Source organism: Paraburkholderia sp. 31.1 (genome assembly GCF_014397645.1).
GTDB lineage: Bacteria > Pseudomonadota > Gammaproteobacteria > Burkholderiales > Burkholderiaceae > Paraburkholderia > Paraburkholderia tuberum.
Genome location: NZ_VZQN01000007.1, coordinates 1 through 14,700, shown reverse-complemented (window position 1 = coordinate 14,700; position 14,700 = coordinate 1). Strand labels below are relative to the sequence as shown.

15 protein-coding genes and 1 pseudogene are annotated in these 14,700 nt (G+C 59.5%); 4 read left to right on the top strand and 12 right to left on the bottom strand.

All coding sequences use genetic code 11. The features are described 5' to 3' along the window. Window positions 1-340: 340 nt before the first annotated feature. Window positions 341-712, top strand: coding sequence for a BON domain-containing protein (locus F6X37_RS06335; RefSeq protein WP_187610706.1), 372 nt, complete (start codon window positions 341-343; stop codon window positions 710-712). A gap of 111 nt (window positions 713-823) precedes the next feature. On the opposite strand, the pseudogene F6X37_RS06330 reads toward F6X37_RS06335, so the two are convergent. Together F6X37_RS06330 and F6X37_RS06325 are read right to left on the bottom strand one after the other, a co-directional pair. After that, window positions 824-1,882, bottom strand: a pseudogene (locus tag F6X37_RS06330) (MFS transporter); the annotation flags it as partial. 133 nt (window positions 1,883-2,015) lie between these two features. Then, on the bottom strand, window positions 2,016-2,351 hold the full coding sequence (locus F6X37_RS06325; RefSeq protein WP_187610705.1) for a helix-turn-helix domain-containing protein: 336 nt from the start codon (window positions 2,349-2,351) through the stop codon (window positions 2,016-2,018). A gap of 570 nt (window positions 2,352-2,921) precedes the next feature. On the opposite strand from F6X37_RS06325, the gene F6X37_RS06320 reads away from it, so the two are divergent. The 3 genes from F6X37_RS06320 to F6X37_RS06310 all read left to right on the top strand — a co-directional run bounded on the left by F6X37_RS06320 (window position 2,922) and on the right by F6X37_RS06310 (window position 4,555). Next, window positions 2,922-3,425, top strand: a complete 504-nt coding sequence (locus F6X37_RS06320; RefSeq protein ID WP_187610704.1) for a hypothetical protein — start codon at window positions 2,922-2,924, stop codon at window positions 3,423-3,425. Between the two features lie 116 nt (window positions 3,426-3,541). Further along, a complete protein-coding gene (locus F6X37_RS06315) occupies window positions 3,542-3,937 on the top strand; it encodes a hypothetical protein (protein WP_187610703.1) in 396 nt (131 codons plus the stop codon). Window positions 3,938-4,138: 201 nt separating this feature from the next. Beyond that, a complete protein-coding gene (locus F6X37_RS06310; RefSeq protein ID WP_187610702.1) occupies window positions 4,139-4,555 on the top strand; it encodes a hypothetical protein in 417 nt (138 codons plus the stop codon). A 77-nt stretch (window positions 4,556-4,632) separates the two neighbouring features. Here the strand turns inward: F6X37_RS06310 and F6X37_RS06305 are convergent, their stop codons facing one another. The 10 genes from F6X37_RS06305 to F6X37_RS06260 form a co-directional block, all read right to left on the bottom strand. Beyond that, window positions 4,633-5,094 carry a hypothetical protein gene (locus F6X37_RS06305; protein ID WP_187610701.1) on the bottom strand — a complete coding sequence of 154 codons (462 nt, stop codon included), beginning with the start codon at window positions 5,092-5,094 and terminating at the stop codon, window positions 4,633-4,635. Further along, on the bottom strand, window positions 5,087-6,529 hold the full coding sequence (locus tag F6X37_RS06300) for a hypothetical protein (protein WP_187610700.1): 1,443 nt from the start codon (window positions 6,527-6,529) through the stop codon (window positions 5,087-5,089). Before F6X37_RS06300 ends, F6X37_RS06305 begins: the two co-directional genes overlap by 8 nt. Window positions 6,530-6,540: 11 nt before the next feature. Next, complete coding sequence (locus F6X37_RS06295; RefSeq protein ID WP_187610699.1) at window positions 6,541-6,825, bottom strand: PAAR domain-containing protein; 285 nt, start codon at window positions 6,823-6,825, stop codon at window positions 6,541-6,543. A 1-nt stretch (window position 6,826) separates the two neighbouring features. Next, the gene (locus F6X37_RS06290; RefSeq protein WP_262419822.1) at window positions 6,827-8,155 is read right to left on the bottom strand and encodes a hypothetical protein; all 1,329 of its coding nucleotides are present in this window, start codon (window positions 8,153-8,155) and stop codon (window positions 6,827-6,829) included. A 94-nt stretch (window positions 8,156-8,249) separates the two neighbouring features. Beyond that, window positions 8,250-11,825, bottom strand: a complete 3,576-nt coding sequence (locus tag F6X37_RS06285; protein ID WP_187610697.1) for a type VI secretion system Vgr family protein — start codon at window positions 11,823-11,825, stop codon at window positions 8,250-8,252. A gap of 209 nt (window positions 11,826-12,034) precedes the next feature. Next, entirely contained in the window at window positions 12,035-12,436 is a 402-nt protein-coding gene (locus F6X37_RS06280; RefSeq protein ID WP_187610696.1) for a hypothetical protein, read from the bottom strand. Window positions 12,437-12,712: 276 nt separating this feature from the next. Next, window positions 12,713-12,877, bottom strand: a complete 165-nt coding sequence (locus F6X37_RS06275) for a hypothetical protein (RefSeq protein ID WP_187610695.1) — start codon at window positions 12,875-12,877, stop codon at window positions 12,713-12,715. Between the two features lie 54 nt (window positions 12,878-12,931). Then, window positions 12,932-14,224, bottom strand: a complete 1,293-nt coding sequence (locus F6X37_RS06270; protein WP_187610694.1) for a hypothetical protein — start codon at window positions 14,222-14,224, stop codon at window positions 12,932-12,934. Between the two features lies 1 nt (window position 14,225). Beyond that, window positions 14,226-14,453, bottom strand: coding sequence for a hypothetical protein (locus F6X37_RS06265; RefSeq protein ID WP_187610693.1), 228 nt, complete (start codon window positions 14,451-14,453; stop codon window positions 14,226-14,228). Further along, window positions 14,435-14,700 (bottom strand): hypothetical protein (locus tag F6X37_RS06260; RefSeq protein ID WP_187610692.1); only part of this gene is annotated, 266 nt, incomplete at its 5' end. The genes F6X37_RS06265 and F6X37_RS06260, both read right to left, overlap by 19 nt.

Genomic DNA, 14,700 nt, shown 5'->3' with positions numbered 1-14,700 from the left:
CGAGGCCGGCGTAAATCGACGGCGCAATGTAACTGTGCCGCTACATCGGGGATGGCTAAAAATGTCAATCAGACACCGGTAATCCGTGATTAAAGGCGGAAAAAAACTAATCCCTGGTTTTGATTTGCAACCCTATCAACAGAATTAGAGCGCCATCATAATTTGAAGTATTCTAATTTCTTCGGTTGTTCGCGCAATTGGCGGGATTTGCATTGTTGCTTGACCTAACCCTTTATTGTCCTATAGTGCCATTTGATCCGCCTCAGAAATATTGTGGGGGCGTGTGTCTGATATCCCTGAATCTGTAGCCCCAACGATCTGCAACGACAGGAGAAGATGCATGAAAGCAATCCACGCCGTCAAACTGGTCGGTACCGCCCTTCTGATTTCGGGTTCGATTCACGCCTATGCGCAGGCGAGCAACGCTAACGCCCCTGCGTCTGCCCCGACCACGACGCCCGAAGCCCGATCGCATTACAAGTCAATGAAAGCAGCGAACCGGGCGCTACAGCGTCAGGTTCGAAATGCGCTGGTGAGAGACAGGAACATCTCAACGGCCAATATCACAGTTCGCGCCCGCGATGGTGCTGTCACGCTGCAGGGCAGCGTACCGCTTCAGGCAGAAAGCGACCGGGCAACCGAGGTGGCGAAAGGGGTACCTGGCGTAATTTCGGTCAGGAACGCGCTGTCGATCCGTCCTGTGGGCACCTGAAGCAGTCCTGGACCCCGCTTTGCAGGAAGGCCGGCGCTCTGACCGTGCATTCCATTGAGGGCATAGCCAATGCGGCACATCGCGGCGGGCCGGCTCGACAGCCGGCCTTCGCTATGCGGATATCTTCTCGAGTTCGAGCCCTTTCGTCTTCGGCCCCATCAAGCCAATCGCCAGCATCACGATCAGCATCGCGCCCGCGATGAACACGAACACGCCGGTCGTGCCGAAGTAGCGCAACACGGCCGCGATCAGAAAGGCCGTGAAAATGGCGGAAAAGCGGCTCCACGAGTAGACGAAGCCGACCGCGCGCGCCCGGATGCTGGTCGGAAACAGTTCGGTCTGGTACGCGTGATAACTGTACGAAATGATGTTGCCGGCCAGCGTCAGGCACACTCCGAGGCTCACGAGGAGCACCGCACCCGATACCTGACTGAACCACAACCCACACACGATATTGACGCCGGCCATCACGACGATCACCGTCTTGCGCTCGAAGCGGTCGCCGATAAACAGCCCGATGATCGGACCGAGCGGCGCGGCCAATGCGATCACGCTCGAATACATCAGGCTCGTCGTGATCGTGATGCCCTGCTTGATCAGCAGCGTCGGCACCCAGTTCGCGAAGCCATAGAAGCCGACCGTCTGGAAGATGTTGAAGATCGTCATCATCAGCGTGCGGCTGCGGTACGGCGGCACCCACATGTCGCGGAAGCTGCCGCGCGGGGGGATCGGCACCGGCGGCGCCGGCGGCGGCAACTCGCGGCCATATTCGTGACGTACCTTCGCCTCGAGCGCGTTCATCACGCGGTCGGCTTCGGCGAGACGTCCTTGCTGCGCGAGCCAACGCGGGCTTTCCGGCAACGCGCGGCGAATCCACCAGACGAATAGCGCGCCATGCGCGCCGATCAGCACGACCCAGCGCCAGCCGTCCAGACCGAACAGCGTGCGCGGCACCAGCAGAAACGATAGAAACGCGACCACCGGCACGGCCGTGAAGCCGACCGCCTGCTCGCACGCGAACGCGCGGCCGCGGATCTGCTTCGGCACCAGCTCGGAGATGTACGTGCCAATCGTCACCAGTTCGACGCCGATGCCGACACCGGCGACGAAGCGCCAGAAATTAAGGCCCGTCGCGGTCTCCTGAAACGCCATCACGAGGTTGCAAGTTGTTATTCAATGTATACGCTGTCAAATAGCTCAAAGCCGCGCCCCGTAAGGCTTCGAGCATTCCAGACTGTTTGGGATAATTTCAGGATAAGACGACCTATCCCAAAATGTACGATTGCTAGACCGCTTCGCCGGGTTACTCCCCGAATTCTTCGAGGAAAGCGAGATGGATGCGCGCAAGCAGGCGGCGGTACTTGACCTGCATTGCCCTTCCCCGGTCTGCGTTGGTATCAGGCCATGCGTCGTTGATCCTTCGATATTCCTCGCTGTCCTCTCCAAAAACCAGCCTGACGGGATTGGTGCCCAATTCCGCCGCGATGCGCAGCAGGTGATCGGCACGCGGCATAGCCGTGTCACCGGATTCGAGTTTGCTGATCGCCGTTGACGATACCCCGATGGCTTGCGCCAGCGCACTTGTCGAGATTTTGCGCTCCCTGCGTATCGCGCTCACCCGCGTTCCAATGTCTTTCATCCTTCAACTTTAGTCACGAACAAAGTGAGTAGATTTATATGGCATTCTGATTAAAATCTGCTTAAATTCTGGTAAAAAAAGCTGCAAGCTTCTCAACTTTGCTCGATTGAAAGTAATTAAATCTTACATTTTTCACACAATTTCGAAATCTCAGGACCACCTGTCATGACACGAACTGCTCCGAGACTTCGCGCCATCACGGCGTCGCCTCTTGCTGCTGACCCTGCGATGAAAAAGCCCGTACGTCGAATCATCTGGAAGCCGGATGAACAGGCAAAGGTCATCGCGAGAGCCGGGGAACTGATGGCCGCATCCCCGCGCATGCCGATGCACGTAGCGGCGCGTCGCGCGCAGGAAGACGTGTTACCGTGCGAACGCTGGCGAGTGTTCAGGCAGCACAGGGATGTCGAGGGCTGGCTACCAGCCACCTGGTCCCCGCTACCATCCCCGAGATTCCCGGGAGCAATTGAGCCCGTCCCGCCCACGCCGATTGAGGTCGCCGAACCGGAACCGGTTGTCCCGCCTACACCCACGTCTGTCCCTTCCGTTGACACGGCGCTAGTGCGCGCCGTGGCCGAACAGATAACGCCGATGCTCGCTGCAACCATCAACGAGTGCGCAAAGGAATTGGTCGGGGCGCTAACCAGTGCGCTCCAGCAGGCGAGCACGCAGGCATCGGCAGAGACTGATGCAGGCATGGTGCACTCGCGAAGAGTCACACTGCCGCCACGCACGCGGTTGCCGCGCGTATGCGTAGTCGGCCTGATCAACCAGCAGGAACGCGACGTATCGACAGCGTTCGATGGCGTTATTGAATTCATCTTCGTGAAGGCGCAGCGAACAGGCGGAGGCGGTCACGGCGGCGCGGGCATGCTCACAAGAAGTGCGAGTTCCGATCTCGTAATCGCCATGACAGATTTCATAGGCCATGACGTGGAGGCTTCAGCGAAACATCTGCACGTTCCCTTCGAGCGCGTGACGGGAAGCGTCTCCGCGCTCAAGCGCTGGCTGACAACCTGGCTTTCAACGGGGGGACGGCACGACCACAGCCGCGTTCCGCCCGGAGGTTCCTGACTTTGCCGCTGTCACCGGTCTGGATCGGGCCGGGTGCAAGAAGCATAAAGGACACCTCCCATGGGCACACATCATGCGCGATCTTCTTCAAACGAAAGTCGAGGAGTTGACACATCATGCCGAAAACGAAGTTCGCCGTCTCCGCAGAAACCGAAGCGCAGTTTGTGCGCGCGCTTGTGAAAGCGGCGATGCAATTCGCGCCGTCGATCGAGGTGCTACAAACAGCCGTCGCGCGGCACTATTTCGAAGAACAGGGGACGCCCGATCTGATGGCGCTATTCAAACCGGCGACGCCTGAAAACGGCCCACTGAATTCATCGGCGCGGCTCGTCGATCTTCTCGACGGCGTGCCGCGTTTCCGGTCGCTCGAAAAGCACGGTATCAATACCTTGCGCGACCTGAGCCGATACAGCGAGGCCGAGCTTCGCGATCTGAAGGGTGTCGGCCCGTTCCTGATCGGGCGCGCGAAGGAGCAACTGGCGCGATCGTCGCTAAAGTTGCGCGCAGACTGAAGCGGCCATGCTCCGGACCATCATGGTGGAACGCCATGCCTGCGGAAACAAGAGCTTGGGCCCAAGGCCCGCGCAAATGGACACGCAGAAGGGGAAATGGAGCACCAGACAGAGCTTTGCATCAGGCGCGGCGAAATCCCCATCACGCCGCGCGTGTGTTTTGCGCCCGCCTTAGTGCGGGCGTTTTTTTAGGGGGCGGTTATGGAACCTCGTGGTGCCAGCGGGGGGCATGGCTTATGGAAAAACATCAAATGCGTTCAGGCTTTCACGCACTGGTCGCGGTCAGACATCGCGGATCAGGTGCTGTACTACGCAGGGACGATGGACCGCAAAAGGTTGCACCATGCACTAAGTCTCGTAATCGAGCGCCGTCAGTTACGGTGGAAGTATGCCCCGGCGCTTGCGCACGCCTGGGGTATCCGTGAACTGGAACTGCTACACGGCGACTTCACCACATGTGCAACACTCGAGGAACTTGAAAGAAAATACGGCTTCAATCTTGACGACATCATCGGACGTTGGGAAGAACACAGGGAGCAGGACGCGGAAACCGCCCGTTCCCTGAAGGTGATTGATTGGCTCAGGAAGTTCAGGACGCCGGGTGACGATGACGACTGACGCCTACGCGTCACAGTTCGGATCGTCGCGCACGGCAGTTCGTCCTGCTAACACCACGCTATCGCCCTGCTCCCGCTTCAGAGCATCGGCCAGTCTTCCGCGCCCTGGTGCACCCGCATGGATTCGGGCACGGGTTGCAGCCGCCAGGGTGAGCCGTGTTCCCTGTACCAGCGGCCACGTCCATCCCAGGTGAACGGCCTGTCCCTGCACAGGCCGTCCTCAATCGCCTCCATGTACATGACGGCTGAGACATAGGACCGCCAGCCGCGGATTCCTGACAGCGCCATCGCCCCTGCAAGATAGAGCCACGCAAATACCGCCACGGCCACGGGATACCCCCATGCCGGTGCCCGGTCCCACCAGCCCCACAAGGCGATGGCCGCAAGCAGGACCGCACATGCGATGCTCAACAGCAGCCACCTGCTGACGCGGACTTTCATGTAGACCTTGCGCCATCTTTCACGTGACTGCACGCGTGATTCATACGGCGCGGCATACCCTGCATATTTCGGCATATCGTTCTCCTTCTCGTCATCCAATCATGCTCGCCACAAAGTCCAGTGTCGATTCCACCATCCGTGAGAAAAGTCCAGGATGACGGATGAAGAAAAACACCAGCATCAAAAGGAAGGTGACGCACGTAACAAGCGTGTCCGTCGAACTCCAGCCCTTGTCCGGCGACAGCAGCATGCTCACCATCCAGAACGACGCGAGCGCGCCGACTTCAGGACCCAATAGCGGCCCGTAGCCGTATTCCTCCTTCCATGGCACGTCCACCGGAGCCGGGTCCTTCGCCACCAGATTCAGCGCGACACCCTGTTCGTGGGGCAGTGCAATCACTTGCGGTCCCTGCCCGAAATGCGCCATCTTCGCGGCCAGCGCCTGAATCACCCAGCGCACCACGGGGGCCTGCGGGCCGATAGCCGGATCGAGCGCGTGCGCTTCCACCTTCAGGCCGGACTCCCTGACCGCGCCAAGCGTCGCATGCTGCGCCAGCCCCTTGAGTCCGCTGTGCCAGAAGTGACGGATACGCTCGCTGGGCACCTGTCCGGCCTTCAGCAGCGAGGCAAGCAGGCTGTCCACCTTGTCGGCCTCACCGGTAATCTGGCGCAGCAGCCACGCCTGGTGCTTCAGGTCCGGCTTCTCGTGCATGAGGGCAGGTGATCCCAGCAGCAGCGCCACCGCCGCTTCGGAGTCCGTGTGCTTAATGTCCGGTCCACTTCTGTTCAGATGCCAGGCGAGCATAAGCCGATACTTTGGCGTCGTGTCCTGCGAATGGTAGGGCCAGTAACTAGCCTTGCTCTCGAACCACGTGTCCGCAAAGCCAACGTCGCGGCGGTTATCGAGCCACCGGACAACAGGCTTGCCCGGGAGCGCCAGTCTGGCCCACGCTGCCAGAACCTCGTTGGAGAGCACCTCGTGGTCGCACTGCACCACGATCTCGAACGATCCGCCTTTCGCCGCCTGCACGAGCTTTGCGGCCAGCGGCGCAAGCAGGGCATCCAGCAGGCTGTTCAAACGCGAGCCGTCATCTGCTGCCTCTATGCTTGCTAACGCCATGACCTTGCCGGGATTCTCGGGCGGCGTGCCTTCGAGTGCCAGCATGCGCTCGGCCAGGTCCGGCTCGGGCGTGAGGATCACGCTGTCGAGCACCGCCACGCCCGAGCGGCTTTGCCGCTGCCAGCCGGTCATCTGGTGCCAGCGTGCCGAGTTATGTTCTGCGGCCTGCGTCGCCGGGATGTCATACGAAAACCAGTACACCGTACAACTTAGTGCCAGCCAGCAGAAAAACGGCAGCGCCACCGCGTAATGCAGGACCCTGTCCCAAGGGATCGCCCCCCTTGGGAGGCCAGGCACCACCAGGGCGAGTGCGACACCCTCGACAATCAGATACAGCAGCAGATAGAACCAGAGGGGCAGCGGCTTATAGGTCGCCCGCTCGGACGGAAACTGCGGGTTCCAGCGAAAACTCATCCAGCCTCCTGTCAGTCAGCCGTCCACTCGTGCTGTGAGGCAAGCAGCATGGGTTTCGGATTGCAGGCACACAGGCAGAAGTCGTTCTCCAGCGCGGGCACCTTGCCGTACCAGTCCTGTTCGAAGCGCTCGCCGTTACGGCCTATCCTTCCGGTAGTGCCGCAAGCAGGGCAGATTACCGGCGCGCCGATATAGCCCATCCTGCGTCCGTTGTAGCCGGTGCCATCGATACCATCGGCGACGGTTCCGCCAGCGGTGGTGCGGTCGCCTTCAAAAATATGGGCGCGTGCTCCCATCTCAGGCTCCCACCCATTCCCAATCGGCCCGCTCGCCCGCACCCTTGATCGATGGCATCGGCTGGCCGCGCCGCAGCGTCACGAGGCTCGACAGGTCATGACGGTATTCCGGGCGCAGGTAATCCGATCCCGCATATAGGCGGGCCACCCAGCGCCCGCTGCGCGGACAGACCGAACCCGCCGCACAGAACTGCGTGGTGTCTTCAATAATGTCGAACGAGTACTGCTTGACCGGTGTCGGCGCGGTAGCTTCCCACTCCCATTGCGCCGGCCCGTTGATGTTGACGCCGTTCCCGTTCTCCATCGGCATCTTCACGTTCTCGGTGGTGGCGACGTCCCCAGCCTTGAACGGCTTGACCTGGAGACTGCAATAACGGCCACCGTGAATCAGCGTCACCGCGCGATACAGACCATCCTCCGCGAAAGTCTCGCCAGGCTTGACCGGCCGAAACGACATCTCGGCGCGTCGCGTCGCTTCCCACTGTTCGCGTTCCTCGGGTGTCGAAGGATAGTCGCGGTCGAACGTGATCCGGGTCGGCTTCTTGTAGTCTGAATGGAAATCGACACGCAACAGGCTGGACTGGATTCCGACGACCTCTATGTCCATGAATGCACCCGCGTTTAAATTGTATTCGCCAGCAGAAAATTTTTCGATGGAATTAGTCTTTAGCTTCACCACTATGAAGCTATGGGGGGCAAGTTCAATCTCTCCACTAGGAAATTGTGCTGAATCGACAAGAGGCTGGCCCGCCAACGCAAGGGCAAACTTATCTTTCCGAGAATTTACCTGCGCACCATTTACACCTAAAATAGCCATACGCTTCCCCATTCGAGTATCCCATTTATCTGGCGTCTTGAACTTGATAAGGTAGTCGCCGCTATTGCTAAAACTAACGGAAACCAGAAATCCATCTCTAGCACGCTCGATTGAAACAAGTGAAACGTCGAGTTTCACAACCTTTGTCCCTTGGACCCCCGCATTTGTAAGCGAGTCCACCAGATCAGCAATCTTGCTCACGACATCGCGACTAAAATCTCTCACGTAACTGCTTCTCATCTCCCCACCACATTTCGCGATGTAAAGATCGGGAATCGTCACATCGCTTTTCGGGTCTTTCGGCGAGCATAGCAATTCCGCAAGTTTCTTGGCATCTTCCAGATTCTGGTTCAACAGTTTCAAATCAAATATTCCGACCCCATTGATATTTCGATCCAGCGAGGAGTTACCAATCTGAACCCTTAAGGTATCGCCCGAAACTGATATTGAATTGTTCCCATAGGTGTTAATGCTGCCATCCGCAGCGCCATTTGTCGTATAGCTAAATTGCATCGATTGATTCTCCGTGTTTACTGCCTCAGCGTGTGCATTGCTTCCAAGCATATACAAGGCGAGAGCCGCATGCCCCAAATGCCTGATCCATGAATTATGGTTCATAGCCAACCCTCCACAACTTGTTCGTCGCAAGCGAATACTGACGCCGCACATATTCCAGGTAATATGGCTTGATCGTCGCGCGACCCTTCTGCAACGGCAGGTTGGCGCCATAGCCCATCAGATTTGTCTGCGAACGCCCTTGCCACGCCAGGGTTCCTGCTTTTGCATCGACCAGTGAAAAATCGATCCGCCCATCCTTGATATAGGTTTCGTGAAGCCAACCGCCCTGGTCGTAGTATTCATCGGGGAAATTGAAATAATGGCCGCACTCATGCGCTTCGACATTCGCAATTGGATAATCATGTATTACCTGATTCTGGTCTTGCCATTTATGCTGCTCCCCCCATGAGGATGTATCCGCCCGAAGGACGGAGGGGTACAGATGGAGGGAGACGTGCTCCTTGAATCCGCTGACCGGCGCACCTCTGATCGATAAGCGGAAATCAACCTTGAAGTTGACCTTCACCCGGCATCCGCATGCCGCCCCCTTGGAGCAACCGTCCAGGATCAGCTTGTAGCCGCCCTGATTCAGCACCGCTTCGATACGACTTTTCAGCGCGATGAGATCGTATTTATCTCCCACCGAATCGCGATAGTCCATTTTGACACCCTTGCGTATAGAGCCAAGCGTCATTGTCGAATGAGCGGAAAAATTGTACGGAATCGTCTGATCGTCAGCCGTAAGATCACGCTTTCCAGTTCCATCAACCGGAAACAGATCCATCGGAATCAGCATCACGCGAACGGTGCAGGTAATCGCCTTGTCCTGCTCGCTGTACGCAAATTCGAAATTCGAATCTCTCGAACCACCGCCCCGGTACTGCGTCGTTTTATCGTCGCTCATCCAAGGCGTCCGGTTATCCAGCATGCCCAAATACGATTTAGCTTCGATATGCTGCTCGACATCAGCTTTCAAATCCGTGCTTTTCCAGTCACAGGGAACAGCGTTCACCAGCTTGATGGGATCAGGCGCAACAGGAGCCTTCGGCTGATCGTCGGGACTATTCAGTGTGGTCTTGGCTTTAGGAATCCCTGAATCCACATTTGAGGGCTTCCCGTCAAACGGCGAATAAGCAGACGCGCCTGGCGGCAGAGCATCACTGGATTTACGCGAGAAAAAGTCGCCAAGCGGTGATGGTGCCACCCCGCCCGCATCGGGTGCAGGCGCAACCATGTTCTCCGCTGTGTCCATCTCGGGCGCAGGTGCGGGCGGAGGAACGAAAGCCGGGTTGGTGCGCCACACTTCACACGCTGTCGTGTACGGCACGAACGCAGGAGCGAACGCCGCGCCGCCCAGGTCCATCTGCGCGGGCCCGCTCCCCTTCACGCCAGCCGTGCGGAACAGCACGCCGCCGCGCGAACCGATCTCGACGCCGCCCCCGCTGATCTTCACGTAGGTGCCGTTCACGTTCAGGATGATTTCCTTCGCTGCCTTCACATGAACCACGCCGTTGACGGACTCGAAGGACATGTCTTCCTGCGAAGCAAGCTGCATTCGGCCACGCTGCGCCTGCGCGACGAAATCCCCCGCCGACGTAATGAGGCTCATGCCCTTCTGCGCGAACATCGACAGCACATCTCCGGCTGCGGCGGTGATACGCCTGAGCGTACTGAAATGCACGCCTTTCTTCGCGGTGCCGATGATAGGGCCGTCAGCGGCAAGGTGCATCCCGCCCCCCGAAACGACGCCAGCCGGCCCTGGACCCGTGACCAGGACGCCAGGCTTCTTCAGTTCCTTCAGGCCATCATAGATCGCCTGCTGCGCATCCATATCGGCAGGCGACGCCTTCGACGCCGTGACGGCATCCGCAAGTGACCTGGCGAACACCTGGTGATCCGTCAGTTGCGCATCGGTCTCGTCCATGGCGAGCACCTTGCCGCTGCCACCGGCCTGGTTGTACGCCGTCACCATCACGCCGGCTCCTCCGCGCGTGACCGCGTGACCGGCCGTGCGAAGCTCCGCGCCCGCTCCGCGCTCTTTCAGTTCACCGTCCGGTATGAAACCGAGGTTGAGCTGCGAGCGCCCCGAGTGCTCGGTGCTGAGTTCGATTCCCTGCTGGTTGTCCCAGTCATCCATCCACAGCTTGTTGCCAGACTGCGTACGGATTTCGTTGCGCGACATGCGCCGCCGTGAGGAATTGATAAGGTCGGGACGCTGGCTGTTTGGCATGAAGCCCACCAGGATCGGCTTGTTCGGGTTGCCTTCACGAAAGCCCACCAGAGCCTCATCGCCGTCCAGCGCGGGCATGTGCATGCCGGTGTTGTTCTTGCCCGAGAATGGCTTCGCCAGCCGCAAGGGAACGCTCTCGGCGCCCTTCGGCCATTGGCCGAAGTCGCAATGAAAGCGCGCAATGTACTCCCCCTTGTCAGTCAGGTAGGCAAACTTGTATTTATCCGGAGAACAGATCGTTGCGCCGAGTGTGCCATGTATGCGAGGCCACCGGCTTTCATCGATCACCATCCGGTAGGGGCGGTCGGCGGGAATGGCGGTGAAGCGGTTCATGTAGCTGGCGTCCCGCGCACCACTATGCACGACCTTCGTAACGACCATGCCCGATTTCGTGTCTTCAAGCGCCCGGTCCGAGCGCACGAGGCAACCCGGCCTGAGTTCGAGCACGGTCGATTTGACCTTGTAGCGTACCTGCTGCGCGAGCGCCGCCTCGTGCCGCAACTGCGCGTCGCGCTTCGCGCCTTCGGCGTCACCATGATGCGTGCCCCATACGTAGGGCTGGCCGATCATTGTCGGGTCGTCCCAGGCTGGCTCCCTCTCGTTGCGAAGAATCTCCCAGGCGCTTTCCGGGTTGTAGTCCGCGACCACAAAGGACTCCGGCACGGTGCGGGTATGCACCCTGAAGGTAAAGATCGACTCCTCGAACGTTGACAACCCGGCAGTAGGACGGTCACGCACAGTGACATGAGGCCGTTCGTAACCGTCGATATCATCGGCAATGACCAGCACTTCACCGTGCTCGCCGGTCTTCGTGAAGCAGAACAGCCCAGCCTGTTCCATTTCCAGCCTGATATAGGCCCAATCACCCATGTTGTACTGGAAACGGAAGTCATGTCTCGGATGCTCACGTCGCAGGCGAAATTCAACCTGCATCCAGAAGCGGATGTCGTGGCGTTCAAGGATTGCCTTGATGATTTCCCACGATGCCATCCGCTGGTAGGTGACGCAGTTGCTCGGGCCGTCGAGCATGGCGAGTCGCTGGCGAACCACCACGTGGTAGGTGCAGCCATCACGCGATTCCGACACCAGATCATAGCGCGACACGAAGCCGCTGAATCTGCGCAGTCCGCGCCCATCCTCGGGCTGGATCGAGAACTCTGCGAACTGCCCGAGCACCTTCTTTCTGCTGACCGGCTCCGTCGTCGTGATCACGGCCTTGATGCAATACGGCTCACAGATTTCCTCATGCACTTCCCATGACACGACCGACGCAAGCGGCATCGGTTTCGGCTTGCCCGTCTCACGGTCAACCTTCTGCGGCTTGCGCGGCATGAACTTCAGATGCGCCGATTGCCGCCCTGTCAGATACTTTGTTATTCGATCAGATTCCGCCATATCTAGCCCGTTAAAGCAGTGAGGTATTTACCAAACTCGCTACGTCACCATCTAACGCCTCCCGGGTCAACTGGCTTAAATCGAGATAACCTAGAATTAACAATCATTAACAGATGCACGATGCAATCGATTCATGATGCATGGTTCTGCATCGACACCCAGAAAAAAGGCGGCATTGAGCCGCCTTCTCCGTAAGTGATCGGCGCCAGTTAGTGCTTTGTCCACGAAGCGTCCATAGCCGCCAGTTTCCCGTTCGCGCCCTGCGCAGCGTCAGCCAGAATCGATGCCGCGTCCGTCGGTGTCAGTTGGCGGTTAGGAAGCCCCTTGGCGTCGAGTGCAAGCACCGTGAACAGTTCCTGATCGCAGCGGTTGGCGGCGTGGTAGTCCTCGCCGAGCTGGATCATCACCTCCAGCAGGCTCCGGTGTTCGTGCCTTTCCTCGGCAGTCACAGGAGGACTCCTGAACATCGAGGTCGCAAGTGTAATCAGATGTCGGAGTTGCTGCCCCTGCCGGTCGCAAAGATGGAAGGCGGCCAGCGCGAGACGTTCATACTGGAGAGCGTCTACAGGGGGACGGGTGGGAGATTGCTGCTTTCTGGTGGGTTTGGTCATGCGCGGTCCTGGTTATCGTGAAGGATCGCCCGGACACATAGGGAGGTGGTGAGCGGGCACATTGGCAGGGGTGGAAAACCGGCTCCGAAGACCAGCAACCGGCAGGCGCGAGCGCCTCCCTGCCACGGCCCGCCCATAGAACAATGGACGTGCAGCAACAAGGTACTGCCTGCCGCAGCAGGCGTACCGGTCCTCAGAAATTCTCAGGTTTCCACGCCTGAACCGTCGCTGTTTTGACGGCATTCCGATTATAAACGGATGCCGCAGCATTGACGATTATTGGGATAGTGCGCTGTCGCGAAGGCTTGACGGGACTTTCACCGTGCCCGTATGACCTTCAATGCCACTCACGGTGTTTGCATTGCCTTCGATGTAAATCACGGTGCAGGCCGTCAGCATCGGGACCGCGAGAACGATCAGGGTCATTGCAACACGTCGCATGATGCAGTTCTCCTGCGCGACAGGTAGGCGTGTACCGTCGCGCCGTGGTCCTTATCAACTGTATTCACGCATAACCAGCAGCCCGTCGCTGCCATTGCCAGCGTTGTACGAACTTGGCAGGCCGGTTCCACCCCCGCCGCCCGCTCCCCGACCCGAAGCGTCATGAACCGGGGTCGCCCCTGATGGACCATATAGGCCGCCCATCCCGCCAATGCCGTACATCGACTTTCCGCCTGGCGTGTAGTTCGATACCGTCGTGCTGACAACCGGCAGGGAACCCTCACCGCGCACGTTCAGGTCTCCGTTGACGCCGGTCCCACCGGGCGCACCCAGGAGGCCGGCATTTGTCGCCGAACCGGTGCCACCCGCACCACCGGTCGCGTAGGCAACGGGTGATAGCGGGTCGCCCAGATAGGTATTCGCGCCCTGCCTACCCGAGGTACCCGAGGCCGGTACGATGCCGCCCGCGCCGATAATAATTGGAAGCTCGTCGGGCAGACTGGCAGCCAAGCGGCGCAGCCACCCATAGCCGCCCGCGCCGCCCCCTGTCGCCGTACCCGCGTTGGACGTCCGGCTCGCGATGCCGCCTGATCCGCCACCGGCCTGAATCGCGGTCTCCACAACGGCCGGACCGTGATCCGACTTGCGCCACGGCGGATTCGCAATCGAGTGCGTACCCGTCCCCGCGTCGGTCATCGATATGGCCGCGCCGCCCTGATCAGTGCCGATCTGGAACGTGCTCTGGTCGGCGGACACCTGAACCACGAAATAGGTCGCGCCCTGCGCAATGCTGCCCGGTAACGAGTCCGTACTGCTGAACGTCACCGGCGATCCGGTGAGAGGCGAATGGAGCGAGCATGTGATGACCGGCGAGCCGGCCGAGAACGTGACGCTTTGAGCTACGACCGAATAAACGGTGACCGCGAGCAGCGTCGAGCCCCGCTGCGGAGCCGGAATTTCCGGCCTGTTGAGTATCGCGGCGATGCCCGAGTCTGCATTCCAGTCGGCATTGACCTGTGCGGCGGGAATGACAGGCTGGTCTGTCAGGTCGTCATAGCTGCCGCTCAGTGCAACCGTGGCGAGACTTTCAGTAACGGTGCTGACGGTCTTTGCGAACGATTCAACCAGAACATCGGCAAGCTGGTTGACCTGCGTGAAGTCCGGAGTTCCACCAAGCGCGATGATGGCGTTGCGCAGTTCCTCGGTAATCGCGTGATACCACCACTCGCCGGGCACAGTTCCGGTAATACCCGCCGCCGGATTGCCATTGGCCGGAAAGCCCCCTGTATTATCTGCGGGTGTTTCGGGCGCATCCTCGACCGCGTTGGCCTGCCAGTAGCGATCCATGTCATTCCCCGTCACCCGGTACAAAGTCGGCGATATCGCCAAAGTCCCCTGCGAGGCACGCCTCGAAAATGTCGCGACCGTGCTCGTGCGGATCGTCCGGCATGGCGATGAATGGCATGAAGTTGTCGAGGCGCTCGAAGTGGACCTCGCAACGAATGCCGGTGTGTTCCGCGTCGGCCCATGCGGGATTCCTGACAGCAACAATGTCCATCACGCGATCCTCGTCCATACGCACCAATAGTCGCCTGCAGCGGCCGCATTGCCGCTGCTAAGCCACGTTCCGGGGCGCCCCGGCAGCGCTGCGACCGTACCTTCCGGCGCGGACTGGCTGCTATCGCCTGCACGCACGATGAACGCTACCCACCCGATTCCATTTCCGCTGAGCGGTTGCAGGTTGGCCGGTGTCCATGCGCCGCCCACCTGGCCCCGCAGATCGTTCACCGCGTTGTTCACGTTGTTGATGTTGTTTTGCAGGT